Consider the following 16,074-nt stretch of genomic DNA (forward strand, 5'->3'; position numbering starts at 1 on the left):
CCGCCGGACCGGTCCCGCTCCGTTGCGGGGGTCCGGCGGCCGGCCGCCGCCGCGCCGGCCTCACCCTCGGGAGGAGGCGCGGCGGCGGCCGCCGGTGCGGGCGGACCGAAGCGGGGAAGGCCGCCCGTACCGGCGTTCTGGGGGACTTCCGGTGGGGCCCGAAGCAAATTGTTAACGCTAACAACGCTTCGCGCAAGAGCCCCCGGGGAAGTCCGTCGGGTGCACCCCGACACCCTGACCGGCGCGTCCGCCCCGGCGGGCCCGGTGCACCCCGTGCCGGACGGTCAGGAACGCCGACCCAGGGCGATCAGGAACGCCGGCGCAGGGCGATCAGGCGCTGGAGCACGATGAAGACGAACAGCAGCGCCCCGATGAAGATCCTGGTCCACCAGGAGCTCAGCGTGCCCTGGAAACTGATGACCGTCTGGATCAGCCCCAGCACCAGCACACCCAGAACGGTCCCGAGCACATAGCCGGTGCCACCGGTGAGCAGAGTCCCGCCGATGACCACCGCGGCGATCGCGTCCAGCTCCAGGCCCACCGCGTGCAGGCCGTAGCCGGAGAGCATGTAGAAGGTCAGCAGCACACCGCCGAGGGCCGAGCAGAAGCCGCTCACCGCGTAGACCCCGATCTTGGTCCGGGCCACCGGCAGGCCCATCAGCAACGCCGACTGCTCGCTGCCGCCCAGCGCGTGGACGTTGCGCCCGAACCGGGTGTGGTGCAGCAGCACGAAGGCCGCGACCACCACCAGCAGCGCGATCACCGCGCTGGGCGAGACGAACATGCCGCCCGGCAGCGGGATCCGGGCCTGCGCCATCGTGGTGTAGCCGGCGTCGGTGATCGAGATCGACTCCACACTGATCGTGTAGCAGAGGCCGCGGGCCAGGAACATACCGGCAAGCGTGACGATGAACGGCTGGATCTCGAAGGTGTGAATCACCCATCCCATCACCCAGCCCGCCGCGGCGCCGATCGCCAGCACCAGCGGGACGACCGCGACGATCGGCCAGTGGTGGTGCTCCACCAGCGAGGCGGAGACCATCGTGGACAGGGCCACCACCGCACCGACCGACAGGTCGATCCCGCCGGACAGGATCACGAAGGTCATGCCGACGGCGACCACCAGCAGGAAGGCGTTGTCGATCAGCAGATTGAGCAGCACCTGGCCGGAGAAGAAGCCCTCGTAGCTCACCGAGCCCACGCTGAACATGGTGACCAGCAGGAGCGCGGTGACCAGCAGCGGGATGTGCTCACGGAACCGGCGTGTCAGGGTGGCGTTCATCGGCCCACCTCCAGGTTGGCGGGTGCGGCGGACTCGGACCGGCTGCGTCGGCCCCCGGACCGGCGACGGTGGACCAAGGTGGCACGGAACTTGGGTGACTGGACCAGGCAGACGACGATCACGACGACGGCCTTGAAGACCAGCGTGGTCTCCGGCGGGACCCCGATGGTGTAGATGGTCGTGGCCAGGGTCTGGATGACCAGCGCGCCCAGGACCGTCCCGCCGAGGGAGAACCGGCCGCCGACCAGCGAGGTGCCGCCGATCACCACCGCGAGGATGGCGTCCAGCTCGATCCACAGGCCCGCGTTGTTGCCGTCCGCCGCGGAGACGTTGGAGCTGATCATCAGGCCCGCGACCGCGGCGCACACCGCGCTGAACACGTACACCAGGGCGATCAGCCGCTGCGCCCGGATGCCGACCAGGCGGCTGGCGACCGGATTGCCGCCGACCGACTCCAGCAGCATGCCCAGCGCCGTCGACCGGGTCAGCAGCGCGGTCAGCAGCACCATGGCCGCCGCCAGCACGACGGCGAACGGCACGGTGAGCCAGTAGCCGCCGCCGATCAGCTGGAACGGGCCGCTGGTGACGGTGATGATCTGCCCGTCGGTGACCAGCTGGGCTACGCCGCGGCCGGCCACCATCAGGATCAGCGTCGCGATGATCGGCTGCACCCCCACCTTGGAGACCAGGAAGCCGTTGACGCCTCCCAGCACCAGCGCGACCAGCAGGGCGAGGCCCACGGCGGTCAGCACCGTGCCCGCGCTGCCCGGGTCGGCGGACTCGCTGATGTGCAGGCAGGCGAGGGCGCCGGCGATGGCGACGGTGGAGCCGACCGACAGGTCGATCCCGCCGGTGGCGATGACCAGCGTCATGCCGAGCGCGACCAGGATCAGCGGGGCGCCGAAGTGCAGGATGTCGATCAGGCTGCCGTAGAGGTGGCCGTCCTTGATCCGGACGGCGAAGAAGTCCGGGGTGAAGGCCACGTTGGCCAGCAGCAGGGCCACGAGGATCGCGGCCGGCCAGAACAGGCGGTGCTTGGTCATCCCTGTGCTCCGCTCGCGATGGTCTCCATGATCAGCTCCGGGGTGAGGCCGCCGTCGTTGCGCAGCTGGGCGACCATCCGGCGGTCGCGCAGGATACCGACCTTGTGACTGAGGCGCAGCACCTCCTCCAACTCGGCGGAGATGAAGAGCACCGCCATGCCCTCGCCGGCGAGCTTCGCCACCAGCTTCTGGATCTCGGCCTTGGCGCCGATGTCGATGCCCCGGGTGGGCTCGTCGAGGATGAGGAGCTTGGGGTCGGTGATCAGCCAGCGGGCGAGGAGCACCTTCTGCTGGTTGCCGCCGGACAGGTTGCGAACCAGCGCCTCCGTGTCGTTCGGGCGGATGTCCAGGGCCCGGATCCAGCGGATCGCGAGTTCGTCCTGGACACTCCGGCTCAGCGGCCTGGTCCAGCCGCGGGCCGCCTGCAGGGCGAGCACGATGTTCTCACGCACCGTCAGTTCGCCGACCAGGCCCTCGGTCTTGCGGTTCTCCGAGCAGAAGGCGATGCCGTGGCCGATCGCGGTGCGCGGGTTGCGCAGCGCGGTCTCCTCGCCGTCGACCCGGACCGTCCCGGCGTCCGCCTGGTCGGCTCCGAACAGCAGTCGGGCGGCCTCCGTGCGCCCCGACCCGAGCAGGCCGGCGAGGCCGACCACCTCGCCGGGGCGGATGGTGAGGTCGTAGGGCTCGACGGCACCCCGGCGGGCGAGCCCGGTGGCGCGCAGGAAGGGCCCGGCGCTCCCCAGCTCGGCGGGCTGCTTGCGGGCGCTGCCCGAAAGGCCTTCCAGGCCTTGGAGTTCGGCGCCGATCATCCGCGCGACGAGCTGCATCTGGCTCAACTCGGAGGTGAGGTACTCGCCTTCCAGCCGGCCGTTACGCAGGATGGTCATCCGGTCGCAGATCTCGTAGATCTGGTCGAGGAAGTGCGAGACGAACAGGATCGCGACGCCCCGCTCGCGCAGCCGCCGCATCACGGCGAACAGTTGGGCCACCTCGTCACGGTCGAGGCTGGAGGTCGGCTCGTCCAGGATCAGCACCTTGGCGTCGATGTCCACCGCACGGGCGATCGCGACCAGTTGCTGGACGGCGATCGAGCAGTCGGCGAGCGGCATCGTGACGTCCAGGTCGAGGTCGAGCGCCGCCACCGCCTCGGCCGCCCGGCGGCGCACCTGCGCCCAGTGGATCAGGCCCAGCCGGCGCGGTTCGCGGCCGATCAGGATGTTCTCCGCCACCGACAGGTTCGGGCAGAGGTTCACCTCCTGGTAGACCGTCGAGATGCCGGCCTGCTGGGCCTGCAGCGGGCCGGTGATCGTGGTCGGCCCGCCCGCCAGCAGCACCCGGCCGCCGTCCGACTCGTAGACCCCGGTGAGCACCTTGATCAGGGTCGACTTGCCGGCGCCGTTCTCACCCATCAGCGCGTGCACCTCGCCGGGGAAGAGCCGGAAGTCGACCCCGTCCAGCGCCAGCACGCCCGGGAACTCCTTACGGATCCCCTGTACTTCCAGGACCGGTTGCCGGAGCATCGCAGTCCTCCTCTCATGGTGGGTACCGGGGCCCCTGGCGTCGCTCCGCGCAGGGACCCAGGCCACCCGGGGGCCGGTCAGTACTGGCGGGTCGGCAGGGCGGCGGCGGCCTGGTCCTGGGTGAAGACACCCTCCTCGGTCTTGATACGGCGCTCGACGCTCTCGCCCTTCTTGACCTTCTTCGCCAGCTCCATCAGCTGGTCACCGAGGAGCGGGTTGCACTCGACGACGACGTTGATCTTGCCCTGGGTCATCGCGGTGAAGGCGTCCTTGACACCGTCCACCGAGATGATCTTGATGTTCTTGCCGGGCTGCTTGCCGGCCTCCTCGATCGCCTGGATCGCGCCGAGCGCCATGTCGTCGTTGTGCGCGTAGAGCACGTCGATCTTCGGCTGGGACTTCAGGAAGGCCTGCATGACCTCCTTGCCCTTGGCCCGGGTGAAGTCACCGGTCTGCGAGGCCAGGACCTTGAACTTCGGGTCGCCCTTGATGACGTCGGCGAAGCCCGACTTGCGGTCGTTGGCCGGCGCGGAGCCGGTGGTGCCCTCCAGCTGGACGATGTTCACCGGGTCGGTCTTGCCCTGGTACTCCTTGACCAGCCAGTCGCCGGCCTTCTTGCCCTCCTCGACGAAGTCCGAACCGAGGAAGGAGACATAGAGCGACTCGTCCTGGGAGTCGACCGCGCGGTCGGTGAGGATCACCGGGATCTTCGCGGCCTTGGCCTCCTTGAGGACGGTGTCCCAGCCCGACTCGACCACCGGCGAGAAGGCGATGATGTCGACCTTCTGCTGGATGAACGAGCGGATGGCCTTGATCTGGTTCTCCTGCTTCTGCTGGGCGTCCGAGAACTTCAGGGTGACGCCGGCCTTCTTCGCCGCGTCCTGGACCGACTTGGTGTTCGCGGTGCGCCAGCCGCTCTCCGCGCCGACCTGGGCGAAGCCGATCGTGATCTTGTCCGAACCGCCGCCCGCCGCAGCGTCGTTGGCGGCGCCGCCGCTCGAACAGGCGCTGAGGACCACGGCCATCGCGCCGGCCGCCAGGGCCGCCGCAGCTCTCTTGAACATTGTTGTTTCCTCTCGGGTGGCCACCGTCGGCCGCCTGCTCCGGGCCGCTCGACGGGGGCACGGTCGTCCGCGCAGCACGCTTGCGACGACCGGGATGGAATGAGGTTCGGCGGGGCCCTTTGCCGGGTCACGCACCGAGGTCAGGTGGGGTGTCCGTCGGAGGTCCGGCACCAGGCCGGTAAACGGAGGGTTTCGTTGCCGTTCCGCCGATGTGGAGATTGTTAACGCTCACAATTGGCGGGTCAAGAGACCCGGTGGCGTGTTACTCAACCTTTATGAACGTCCGGCCGCCGGCCCTGCGGCGCTCTTCTCGCACTGGAGGGAGGGCAGTTGGCGACCCCCGAGGGAAGACCTCGCAGGTGGACGGCCCACGGCGAGGTCTTGGCCGGCCCGACTCCGGAGCCAAGATGCCGGGTCGCCGCAGCCGCCGGGCCTGCCCGGCGGCTGCGGCGACCCGGGGCTGCGACGGGAGCCGCCGACAGGAAGCGCCGGCAGGACGGCGTCAGCGGCGAGGGGCCGGGCCGGTGCTCCGGCGGACCACCAGCTCGGGCGGGACCAAAACCTGGCCGTGCGCGCGCGGTGCGCCGTCCAGCTCCGCCACCAGCAGTGCCAGGGCGCGCCGGCCCAGCTCCGCGAAGCCCTGCCGGACGGTGGTCAGCGGCGGCGTGAGGTACGCGCCCTCCGGGATGTCGTCGAAGCCGACGACACTCACGTCCTCGGGCACCCGGCGGCCGGCCTCGTGCATGGCGCGAAGCAGACCGAGAGCCATCTGGTCGTTCGCACAGAAAACGGCGCTGACCTGCGGATCCTCGGCGATCCGGCGCCCCGCCTCGTAACCGGACCGGGCACTCCAGTCGCCGATCCACGGCTGCGGGACGGGGGCGCCGGCCGCCTCCAGCTCGGCCCGCCACCCGTCGCACCGGAAGGCGCTCTCCAGCCAGTCCCGCGGGCCGGCCACGTGCTGGACGGTCCGGTGCCCGAGGTCCAGCAGGTGCCGGGTGGCCGCCGCCGCTCCCGCCCGGTTGTCCACCGCGACGATCGGCATCCTGGACCGGGCCGCGGAGCAGACCGACACCACCGGCACCGCGCAGGAAAGCGTGGAGATCGCCCGCACCGCCAACAGCTGCGGCGCGATCACGACGATCCCCTCGACGCCCTGGTCACGCAGCCGGTCGGCCGCGTCCTGGACGGAGCGGGCGTCGAGCGATCGCAGGGTGGCGACGCTGACGAAGTACCCGGCGTCCCTGGCCGCCTGCTCGATGCTGTCGAGCATCAGGGCCGGACCGTAGAGCGTGCCGCCGAAACTGACGACCCCCAGCAGCTGCGAACGGCGGGTGACCAGGGCGCGGGCGGCCGAGTTGGGCCGGTAGTCGAGCTCCTGGATGGCCGCGAGGACCTTGTCCCGGGTGCCCGGCCGGACATGGGGGGCACTGTTCAGGACCCGCGAGACCGTCTGGTGCGACACTCCTGCCACCTTGGCCACGTCCGCCATCACGGCCTGGCGCACTGCCTGCTTGGCGCTTCCGTCCGTCACTGCCGGCTCCCTCGTCTCGGCACCAGGATAGCCACATGATCTGTTTGCGCTCACAACACGGGTGCGAGCAGGCGTGCACCCCCGGCCCGGTCTCGGGTCAGGGGTGCTCCTGGGTGCGCTGCGGATGGGGCCCGGAGTACGTCGGGGCGGGCCGGGGCGGTCGGGGCGGGCCGGGGTCGACGGGCGCCCGGACCGGGTGCGTGGACGGAGTACGCGCAGTCGCGGGTGAGGTGGCCGGGACCGGTCGGGGCACGTCGCCCGGTCCCGGCCGTGGGCCGGGGGCTGCCGTCCCGGGGCGGCCTCAGGCCCCGCCTACGGGGCGGCCGGACCGGGGCACGGCCGGAGCAGGTGATCGGTGCACGGTGCTCCGCCGCCGACGATCATGCGGCTCGGGCAGCCCGGCGCGCCGGGGGGACCCTGGGCACGGGCGGGGGACACGGCGTCCGGGGACACGGGCCGGGGTGCGGGCCGGGGTGCGGGGTCCCGGGCCCCGGTCCCGGCCCCGGTCCCGGTCCCGGTCCCGGGTCAGCTGGTCACCAGGAAGGTGGCGTCCGCACGGTCGGTGGCCGACGAGGCGGCCGAGAGCGGGTCGATGCGCAGTTGGAAGTTCGCGTGGCGCAGGTAGCGGTCGGGGTAGTTGTAGGACCGGTAGGACGTGGCGGCGGAGTCGGCCAGCCCGGCCGTCCGGTAGAAGGTGGCGTCGGAGGCGAACTGGGCCGTTCCGTCGGCCGGGTCCAGGACGACGGCGAACCCGCTGTGCCGCAGGTACCGCCCGGGGAAGTTGACCGACTCGAAGGACACCCCGGCACCGTCCGCGAGGCCCGGGACGATCTTCCACTCGGCATCGGGGTAGGGGTCGAACGGGAAGGCGTCGATCCGGCCGGCGAAGGCGCTGTGCCGGACGAACCGGGCGGGGTAGTTGTACGACTTCAGCCGGCTCCACCCCGGCGTGCCCCAGGTGGCCTTGAGATTGTTCATCTCGGCCGCGGTCAGCGGGGTGACGGTGCCGTGCTTGGAGTTGATCGGCTGGGTGTAGGTCCGCTGGTCCGCGGCGGTCCAGGTGCCCGAGTCGACGGCGGAGGTCTGCCAGGCGTAGAACACGCCGTTGGGGGTGTAGGTGTCCCCCCAGAGCGTCCAGCCGTTGCCGGTCAAGGACTTGACGAGGATCGGGGCCTCGGTGCCGCCGTGCGCCAGCGGGCCCGTGTAGGTGGTGGAGTTGAAGGCGCCGGCGGCCAGCGAGGTGGCCTTCGCGCCGTACAGCGACTGGTCCGACTCCTTCTTGTAGTAGAGGTAGTTGGTGCCGCTGCCGCCCACCACGACGTCGGCGTCGATGACGTCGAAGCCGGGGTCGAAGTACGTCACCGGCTGGCTGAAGGTGGTGAAGTCGTTGGTGTAGTCGGCCATGATGACGTTGCGGGTGCCGTTGTTCGCGGAGTACAGCAGGGCGTACCGGCCCCGGCTCGCGTCCCAGAACGCCTCCGGCGCCCGGGCGTGCGTGGTGGTCATCGAATGGACCTGCACCCGGCGGTAGTTGGTGAAGCTCCGTAGGTCCGGCGAGTCCCAGACATGGATGTACATGTTCGGCTGGGAGAAGTCCGTGCCGGCGAGATCGGTGGCCAGAACGGTGAAGGTGCCGTCCTGCTTGCGCAGGATGAACGGGTCGCGCAGGCCCTTGGTGCCGGCCGTCGGCGTGACCACCGGCGCGTTCTGGTTCAGCGGGGTCCACTCCAGGCCGTCGGCACTGACGGCGAGGTGGAGCCCGTAGTTGTTGCCGATCCCCTGGTTGGACTCGGTGAAGTACCCCATGACGTAACCGCCGTAGGCGGTCGCCGCACGGGCGGTGGTGGCGGGAACTGAGGCCAGCGGGGCCGCCAGCAGGGCGGCGGCGAATGCCGGGGCGAGCCCGCCGAGCCGGCCGGTGCCGGTGGATCGAAGATGGCGCATGGATGAGGTCCTCGCTGCATCTGCCGGTGGGCGGCAGGCCGGAGGCGCCGGCTCTGCCGTCGGTGGGGTGGGCCGGGGTTGCTGTGCGGTGCGGCCAACTGGGACGGGGACGCCCCGGGTCGGGCATCAAGGGTCGGGCATCAAGGGGGTGCGGCGAATCGGTCCGCGCCGTCCTGTTCACATTCCCCACGGGTTTCCGTATTGTTAACGCTCACAATGTCGTCGTCAAGACATCCGGCAGAGGTACTCCGCGGGCCCCACCCACATCCGTAGGAACACTCCGCGAACCGGGTCGCCCGGCCACAGGGCCACCCGGCCCGCCACCGGCCGAGCGTCCGGCCCGGCAGCGAACACATCGACTCCCTTCGCCACATTTTCTTTTCCTACAATGACTTTGACGCCTCATCAGCAACGAACGCACAGGGAGAGCGGAGACCCGATGCGGTTCACCCGGCGAGCCGGGTCGGACGCCGGAACCCCGGCCGCACCCTTGACGCCACCCTGTCTTCGCAGCACACTCACCCGTCAACAGCAGTGTGAGCGTGAACAATTAGCCTTCCCCATCCCGCGATCACCGCCCCCACAGCTAGGACCCCACAGCTAGGAACAGCATGAGCTCCCACTCCCCCTCACGCCGGACCCTCCTCCGCGCGATGAGCGCCCTGCCCGCCTCGGTACTCCTGGCCGGCGAGCTCCCCGCGCTGCTCGGCACCGCCCGGGCCGCCGCGCCCGCGGCCGGGACGGCCGACCGGTACACGATCGTCGCGTTCACCAACACCGGCGACACCACCGTGAACGTCTACCAGGCCGACGACGCCACCGACTTCCGCCTGCTCAGGGCCGCCGCGTACACCCCGCCCGCCGACCGCATCCGCGACGCCAGCCTGTTCCGGCACACCGACGGCTACTACTACCTCACCTACACCACCCACGCCTGGCAGGACACCAGCACCACCATCGGCTTCGCCCGCAGCAGCGACCGGCTGACCTGGACCCACCTGTACGACCACGCCGTACCCCTCGCCGGCCTCTCCCGGGCCTGGGCGCCCGAGTGGTTCGTCGACCCGGACGGGTCCGTGCACGTCATCGTCTCGTGCTCGCCCACCAGCGACGAGTGGGACTTCACGCCGTACCTCCTGACCGCGGCCGACAGCGCGCTCACCGCCTGGAGCGCACCTGTGCCCCTGGCGGGAATCGGCCCCAACCACATCGACACCTTCGTGGTGAAGATCGGCTCCACCTACCACGCCTTCACCAAGAACGAGACGACGAAGTACATCGAGTACGCCACCGCCACGTCGCTCGCCGGGCCCTGGACCCTCAGGAGGACCGGTGACTGGGCCGGCTGGGGCAGCTACCGCGAGGGGCCCGCCCTGGTCCGGCTCGACAACGGCGGCTGGCGGCTGTTCTTCGACGGCTACGGGGCCGGCCAGTACCTTTTCAGTGACAGCTACGACACCTTCGCCAGCTGGACGGCACCGCAGGCCCTGCCGGGAATCTCCGGCACGGCACGCCACTTCACCATCCTCAAGGAGCAGGTCACCGCGTCACCGCTGCTCACTCCCGGCACCACCCGTTCGCTGCGGTCGGCCAACTTCCCCACCCGGTACTGGCAGACCCGGTCGAACCTGCTCAATCTCGCGGTGGTCGGCGCCACCGGCAGTGCCGCCGAGCGGCAGGCGGCGACCTTCTCGGTCCTCCCCGGCCTCGCCGACGCCAACGCCTTCTCCTTCCGGGACTCCGCCGGCAACCACCTTCGCCACTACGGCTTCCGGGCCCGCTTCGACCCCGACGCCGGCACCGCGCAGTTCGCCGGTGACGCCACCTTCGTGGCCCGCCCCGGCGCCACGGCGGGCAGCGTCCGACTGGAGTCCTGGAACTATCCGGGCCGCTACCTCCGCCACGCCGACTACCAGCTCCGGGTGGACCTCGCCGACGGCAGCGACCTGTTCAGGAGCGACAGCACCTTCACCCCCGTCACCCCGCTCGCCTGACCCGACCGACCCCGGCACCCGACGGGGGCACCGGCTGAAACCCGAGGGGACGCGCGCCGCGGCCCGCCGGACCGACCGGCGGTGCAAGGCGGTCCGGTCACCGGGACCCGCCCGGACCCGCGCGCAGGCGCCCCCGGCACGCCCGTCACCCGTCCGGATCCATGCCCCGCCCAGCAAGCCGTGCCATCCGGTCCCCGCCACGAAGGGATGTCCTCGGCCCATGTCCGAGCTCAATCGCAGGCACTTCCTCACCGCCGCCGCCGGCGCCGCGCTCGCCACCGCCGCACCGGCCACCGCCTCGGCGGTCCCGCTCCCGGCCCCGGCCGCACCCGCCGCCGCACCCTTGGCCGCACCGACCGCCCCGGCCGCACCGCTGCCGCCCGTGCGCGCCGACTTCGGCGCTCTGGTCCGGCCGTTCGACCTGGGGCAGGTCCAACTCCCAGCCGGCCGGTGGCGTGACAACATGAACCGCACGCTGGCCTACCTGCGGTTCGTCGACGCCGACCGCCTGCTCTACAACTTCCGGCTCAACCACGGGCTCTCGACCCAGGGAGCCGAGCAGTGCTACGGCTGGGAGGCGCCGGACTTCGAGTTCCGCTCGCACAGTCAGGGGCACTTCCTCAGCGGCCTCGCGCAGGCGTACGCGGTGACCGGGGAGGCCGCGTTCCGTGACAAGGCCGGATACCTGGTGGCGGAGCTGGCCAAGTGCCAGGCCGCCCCGCACGGCTACAACCCGGGGTACCTCTCGGGCTTCCCGGAGTCCGACTTCGACACCGTGGAGACGGGCAACCGCAAGGGTGTGCCGTACTACTGCGTCCACAAGACCCTGGCCGGCCTGCTCGACGTGTGGCGACTGACCGGCCTCACCCAGGCCCGGGACGTGCTGCTGGGGCTGGCGGCCTGGACCGATTGGCGTACCGGCCGGCTCGGGTATCCACAGATGCAGACGACGCTGCGCACCGAGTTCGGCGGTATGAACGCCGTGCTGACCGACCTCTACCAGTACACCGGGGACGCCCGGTGGCTGGCCGTGGCCCAGCGCTTCGACCACGCCGCAGTGATCGACCCGCTGGCGGGCGACGCCGACCAGCTCTCGGGCCTGCACGCCAACACGCAGATCCCGAAGATCGTCGGTGCGGCCCGCGAGTACAAGGCGACGGGCACCACGCGCTACTGCGACATCGCGGTCAACTTCTGGGACATCGTCACCGACCGCCACAGCTACGTGTTCGGTGGCAACAGTGTCGGCGAGTTCTTCCAACCACCGGACGCCATCGCACGGTTCCTCACCGACAACACCTGCGAGAGCTGCAACACCTACAACATGCTCAAGCTCGGCCGGGAGCTCTTCGAGCTCGATCCGACGCGGGTCGCCTACGTGGACCACTACGAGAACGCTCTGCTGAACCAGCTGCTCGCCCAGCAGGATCCGGCCGACCCGCACGGCCACGTCTGCTACTTCACGCCGACCAAGCCCGGTGGACAGCGCTTCTACAGCCGCGACTACGACACCTTCACCTGCTGCCAGGGCACCGGCCTGGAGACCCAGACCAAGCTGATGGACTCGATCTACTTCTGGGACGCCACCTCGCTGTACGTCAACCTGTTCATCGGCTCGACGCTCACCTGGGCGGCCCGCGGGGTGACCGTCACCCAGACCACGGCCTTCCCGGCGTCCGACACCACCACGCTGACGGTGACCGGAGCCACGGGCGCCTGGGCCATGCGGGTCCGGATCCCCGGCTGGACCGCCGGGGCCACCCTGACCGTCAACGGCGCGCCGCAGAACGTCGCTTCCACGCCCGGCAGTTACGCGGTCCTCGACCGTACCTGGACGCCCGGCGACACCGTCACCGTTCGGCTGCCGATGTCGGTGGCCCTGCGGGCGGCCAACGACGACGCGGGCGTCCAGGCCGTCACCTACGGGCCGGTGGTGCTGAGCGGCGCGTACGGCGCCCGGGACCTCGGCGGCCGGCTGCCCGTGCTCAGCACGGCCTCGATCGCCGCCACCGCGACCCCGTTGAAGTTCACCGCCGCGGCGGACGGCTCGACCGTCGACCTGATCCCGTTCTACGACAACCACCATCAGAACTACACGGTGTACTGGAACGCGGACGGCCGGGCCGGCACCGCGAGCTTCCGGCTCGTCAACGCCACCAGCGGACTGCTGCTCGGCGTCCAGGACATGGCGACGACGGACGGCGGCCAGGCCCTGCAGTGGGAGGACAGTGGCACCGCCGACCACAACTGGCAGCTGGCGGTGACCGGTTCGGCGCTCAAACTGCGCAACGTCAACAGCGGCAAGGTGCTCGGCGTGCGGGACATGTCGACCGCGGACGACGCGGACGCCCTGCAGTGGAGCGACAACGGCACCGCCGACCACCTCTGGACGGTGCTCGACACCGGCGGCGGCCGGCACCGGCTGCGCAACGGCAACAGCGGCAAGGTCCTCGCCGTACTGGGCGCATCGGCCGCCCGCGGCGCCAAGGTCGTCCAGCACTCCGACGACGGCGGCCCGGGCCACGAGTGGTGGTTCGTGCCCGACGGCGATCGGCGGATCCAGAACCTCGGCAGCGGTCTGCTGCTCGGCGTGAACGGCATGTCGACGGCGGCCGGCGGCCTCGCCGTCCAGTGGGGCGACAACGGCACCGCCGACCACCTGTGGCTCGCGGTGCGTGACGCGGACGGCGCCTTCCGACTCCGTAACCTCAACAGCGCCAAGGTGCTCGGGGTGGAGGGGGCCTCGACGGCCGCCGGGGCCCGGGTGCTCCAGTGGGACGACAACGGGACCCGCGACCACCTCTGGCGGCTGCGCCACGGCGGCGAGGGTGCGTTCCGGATCGAGAACCTGAACAGCGGCAAGGTGCTCGGTGTCACGGGCGCCTCCACGGCGGCCGGCGCGCAGATCGTGCAGGCGGACGACAACGGCGCCCGCGACCACCTCTGGCGGTTCGTCTGACCGGGTCCGGACACCGCTGGGCGTCCGGGCCCGGACGGCGGCGAGGCCCGCCCCTGGTGGGGGCGGACCTCGCCTGAACTACCGGACCGCCGCCCGGCCAGGTGCCGGCCCGGGGTTCGTCGGACCTGATCGACGGAGCGTCAGACTGTCTGCTTCAAAGCTCAGTTGCCGAGCATGAACTGGGTGTCGTCGATCAGGAAGGTGGTCCGGGCCGCGAGGTCTTCCTTCCCCACGAACTGGACGTTGACGTACTGCCCGGCGTACGCGGACAGGTCGACCGTCTTCTGGACGTAGCCGGTGGTCGCGTTCAGGTTGGAGTACGTCGCCAGGACGGTCTCACCGGCCTGGACGGTCAGCTTGTCGTACGGGACGGTCTTGGTGCCTTCGTCGGTGGTGATGAACACCCAGAAGGTGAGGGTGGCCTTGCAGCCCCAGGGGACGTACACCGTCTGGGAGAGCGTGTCGGTGTGGGTGCTGCCGTAGCCGTCGAGGAACGCCTTCCACGAGCCGCTGCGCGGGAGGGTGTAGGGATTGGTGGAGTCGATCACCCTCGGTCCCGACGCGTACCAGGCGGTGGTGCCGGACTCGAAGCCGGGGTTGGCGAGCTGCTGGGACACCGTGCACTGGCCGACGGTGTAGGTGGTCCAGCCGAACGACACCACGTCCAGGGCGCCGGTGGTGTCCTTCACGGTGAGCGTGACGGTGCTCAGGGCCTGGGTGGTGGGCGTACCGGTGATCTTGCCGGTGGAGGCGTTCAGGGTCAGGCCGGCCGGCAGGCCGGTGGCGGTGTAGGTCAGTGCGCCGGGGTTGCTGCTGACGGCCTTCGTCTGCAGGCTCACCGCCGTGCCGGTCCTGGTGACCTGGTCACCGGGGTTGGTCACCGTCACGCCCTGGGTGATGCGGGCTCCGACGTTGACCGCGGCCCAGGCGTTGGCGGTGTTCTTGTAGGCGGGGGTGCCCGTCCCGTAGAGGTCGGCGGCCGCCTGGAGGGTGGCGGTGCGGGCACCGGCGTAGTTGGTGTTGGAGGTCATGTAGGTGCTGAGCGCCCGGTACCAGATCCTGCTGGCGGCGTCGCGACCGATCGGGTTCACCGGCAGGCCGTCGTAGGTCGGGGAGTTGTAGTTCACGCCGTTGACCAGCTTGGCGCCGCTGCCCTCCGAGGCCAGGTAGAACCAGTGGTTGGCCACACCGGAGGAGAAGTGGACGTCGTTGGAGCCCACGGAGGAGGACCAGTAGTCCGCGGACCACCCGTCCTTGGAGGGCTGGTCCATGTAGCGCAGCGGCTTGCCGTCACCGTCGATATTGATCTTCTCGCCGATCAGGTAGTCACCCGGGTCGGCGGCGTTGTTGGCCCAGAACTCCACGGCGGTGGCCATGATGTCGGAGGTGGCCTCGTTCAGACCGCCGGACTCGTTGCTGTAGTTCAGGTTGGCGGTGGCGGACGTGACGCCGTGCGTCATCTCGTGGGCGGCGACGTCGATCGAGGTGAGCGGGTTGGCGTTGCCGTCACCGTCGCCGTAGGTCATGCAGAAGCAGCCGTCCCACCAGTACGCGTTCACGTAGTAGTCGCCGTAGTGCACGCGGCTGTGGGCGGCGACACCGTTGTTCTGGATGCCGTTGCGGCCCAGCACGTTCTTGTAGAAGTCCCAGGTCAGCTGGGCGCCGTACTGGGCGTCCACGCCGGCGGTCTGCGCGCTCGCGGTGGTGCTGTTGCCCCACACGTCGTCCGTGTCGGTGAACAGCGTGCCCGGGACGTCGTCGGTCTCGACGTGGTTCAGGTCGTAGGTCTTGTGACCGCCACGGGTGTTGTCGGTCATGCTGTACGAACTGCCGGACCCCGCGGTGCCGATGGTGACCTGGCCGGAGTACTGGCTGTTGCCGATGCCGTTCTTGACGTCCTGGTACTCGAACAGCTTGGCGCCGGTCCTCGCGTCGGTGACGACGTGCAGCTCGGACGGGGTGCCGTCGTGCTGCAGGCCGCCGACGACGCTCTCCCAGGCCAGCACCGGGGTGCCGGAGGCCGCCCAGACGACCTTGCGGACCGAGTCCGCCTTGGCGTCCTTCGCACCCTCGGACCTGGCGCGGCCCACCGCGAACTCCTCGGCCGAGCCGGCCGTCGCGGTTTCGGCGGTGGAGGCGACCGCGATGGTCTCCCGGGTGGCCTTGTCGACGCCCTTGGTGGTTCCGTCCGGGGCCGTGTGGACGACCAGGTCGCCGCCGAGGACGGGCAGCCCGGCGAAGGTCCGGTCGTAGCGGGTGTGCAGGGTGCCGTCCGCGTCCTTCAGCACGGACTTCGCCTGCAGGTCCTCCTGCGCTCCGAGGCCCAGGGCCTTGGCGGTGGTGGCGCGCCGGCTCTGTGCGTCGGCCAGCAGGGCCGACCGCTCGCCCGGGGCCAGCGCCACCGCGAGGGCTCCCGCCCTGGGCGCGGGGGAGGTACCGGCGGTGGCACCCTGGGCGGCCGGCCCGTGCTCGGGGGTGGGGTCGGCGGTGGCGATGCCGGCCGGTAATGCGACGGCGACCATCGCGGCCGCGGCTACCAACGCGCTCGCGGTGACAGCCTTGTGGGGGGAACGCCTCAACGGAACTCCTCATCGGGGGCGGCCGACTACGACGTCGGCCGGTGCAGTCCCGGACGCGCGGAGCCGCAGCGTCCGGGTGGAGCGGGAGACTCGATGACCCTGCATCAACTGTGCGGAAACGCCATCCTGTTGGGCGTGTCCGAGCAAGCGGAAGC

9 protein-coding genes are annotated in these 16,074 nt (G+C 70.7%); 2 read left to right on the forward strand and 7 right to left on the reverse strand.

The features are described 5' to 3' along the window. Positions 1-307: 307 nt before the first annotated feature. The 6 genes from yjfF to OG689_RS06065 form a co-directional block, all read right to left on the reverse strand. The gene (yjfF, locus tag OG689_RS06040) at positions 308-1,282 is read right to left on the reverse strand and encodes a galactofuranose ABC transporter, permease protein YjfF (protein WP_266318405.1); all 975 of its coding nucleotides are present in this window, start codon (positions 1,280-1,282) and stop codon (positions 308-310) included. Beyond that, a complete protein-coding gene (locus tag OG689_RS06045; RefSeq protein WP_266318406.1) occupies positions 1,279-2,325 on the reverse strand; it encodes an ABC transporter permease in 1,047 nt (348 codons plus the stop codon). Before OG689_RS06045 ends, yjfF begins: the two co-directional genes overlap by 4 nt. Beyond that, on the reverse strand, positions 2,322-3,845 hold the full coding sequence (locus tag OG689_RS06050) for a sugar ABC transporter ATP-binding protein (protein ID WP_266318407.1): 1,524 nt from the start codon (positions 3,843-3,845) through the stop codon (positions 2,322-2,324). The genes OG689_RS06045 and OG689_RS06050 overlap by 4 nt, the downstream gene beginning before the upstream one ends. A gap of 77 nt (positions 3,846-3,922) precedes the next feature. Beyond that, positions 3,923-4,909, reverse strand: coding sequence for an ABC transporter substrate-binding protein (locus tag OG689_RS06055; RefSeq protein WP_266318408.1), 987 nt, complete (start codon positions 4,907-4,909; stop codon positions 3,923-3,925). A 502-nt stretch (positions 4,910-5,411) separates the two neighbouring features. After that, positions 5,412-6,401, reverse strand: a complete 990-nt coding sequence (locus OG689_RS06060) for a LacI family DNA-binding transcriptional regulator (protein WP_266326888.1) — start codon at positions 6,399-6,401, stop codon at positions 5,412-5,414. A gap of 567 nt (positions 6,402-6,968) precedes the next feature. Beyond that, positions 6,969-8,387 carry a glycoside hydrolase family 43 protein gene (locus OG689_RS06065; RefSeq protein WP_266318409.1) on the reverse strand — a complete coding sequence of 473 codons (1,419 nt, stop codon included), beginning with the start codon at positions 8,385-8,387 and terminating at the stop codon, positions 6,969-6,971. Positions 8,388-8,998: 611 nt separating this feature from the next. Here OG689_RS06065 and OG689_RS06070 point away from each other — a divergent pair. After that, positions 8,999-10,381, forward strand: a complete 1,383-nt coding sequence (locus OG689_RS06070; protein ID WP_266318411.1) for a glycoside hydrolase family 43 protein — start codon at positions 8,999-9,001, stop codon at positions 10,379-10,381. Positions 10,382-10,601: 220 nt separating this feature from the next. Then, positions 10,602-13,340, forward strand: coding sequence for a beta-L-arabinofuranosidase domain-containing protein (locus OG689_RS06075; protein WP_266318413.1), 2,739 nt, complete (start codon positions 10,602-10,604; stop codon positions 13,338-13,340). A 161-nt stretch (positions 13,341-13,501) separates the two neighbouring features. Here the strand turns inward: OG689_RS06075 and OG689_RS06080 are convergent, their stop codons facing one another. Further along, a complete protein-coding gene (locus OG689_RS06080; protein WP_266326889.1) occupies positions 13,502-15,862 on the reverse strand; it encodes a M4 family metallopeptidase in 2,361 nt (786 codons plus the stop codon). Positions 15,863-16,074 lie beyond the last annotated feature (212 nt).

Source organism: Kitasatospora sp. NBC_00240, from assembly GCF_026342405.1.
GTDB lineage: Bacteria > Actinomycetota > Actinomycetes > Streptomycetales > Streptomycetaceae > Kitasatospora.

What these genes read in the sequence shown, in the direction of transcription:
- OG689_RS06075 (WP_266318413.1), top strand. Translation starts at nt 10,602, where the DNA reads ATGTCCGAGCTCAATCGCAGGCACTTCCTCACCGCCGCCGCCGGCGCC.
- OG689_RS06045 (WP_266318406.1), bottom strand. Translation starts at nt 2,325, where the DNA reads ATGACCAAGCACCGCCTGTTCTGGCCGGCCGCGATCCTCGTGGCCCTG.
- OG689_RS06060 (WP_266326888.1), bottom strand. Translation starts at nt 6,401, where the DNA reads ATGGCGGACGTGGCCAAGGTGGCAGGAGTGTCGCACCAGACGGTCTCG.
- OG689_RS06065 (WP_266318409.1), bottom strand. Translation starts at nt 8,387, where the DNA reads ATGCGCCATCTTCGATCCACCGGCACCGGCCGGCTCGGCGGGCTCGCC.
- OG689_RS06055 (WP_266318408.1), bottom strand. Translation starts at nt 4,909, where the DNA reads ATGTTCAAGAGAGCTGCGGCGGCCCTGGCGGCCGGCGCGATGGCCGTG.
- OG689_RS06050 (WP_266318407.1), bottom strand. Translation starts at nt 3,845, where the DNA reads ATGCTCCGGCAACCGGTCCTGGAAGTACAGGGGATCCGTAAGGAGTTC.
- OG689_RS06080 (WP_266326889.1), bottom strand. Translation starts at nt 15,862, where the DNA reads ATGGTCGCCGTCGCATTACCGGCCGGCATCGCCACCGCCGACCCCACC.
- OG689_RS06070 (WP_266318411.1), top strand. Translation starts at nt 8,999, where the DNA reads ATGAGCTCCCACTCCCCCTCACGCCGGACCCTCCTCCGCGCGATGAGC.
- yjfF (WP_266318405.1), bottom strand. Translation starts at nt 1,282, where the DNA reads ATGAACGCCACCCTGACACGCCGGTTCCGTGAGCACATCCCGCTGCTG.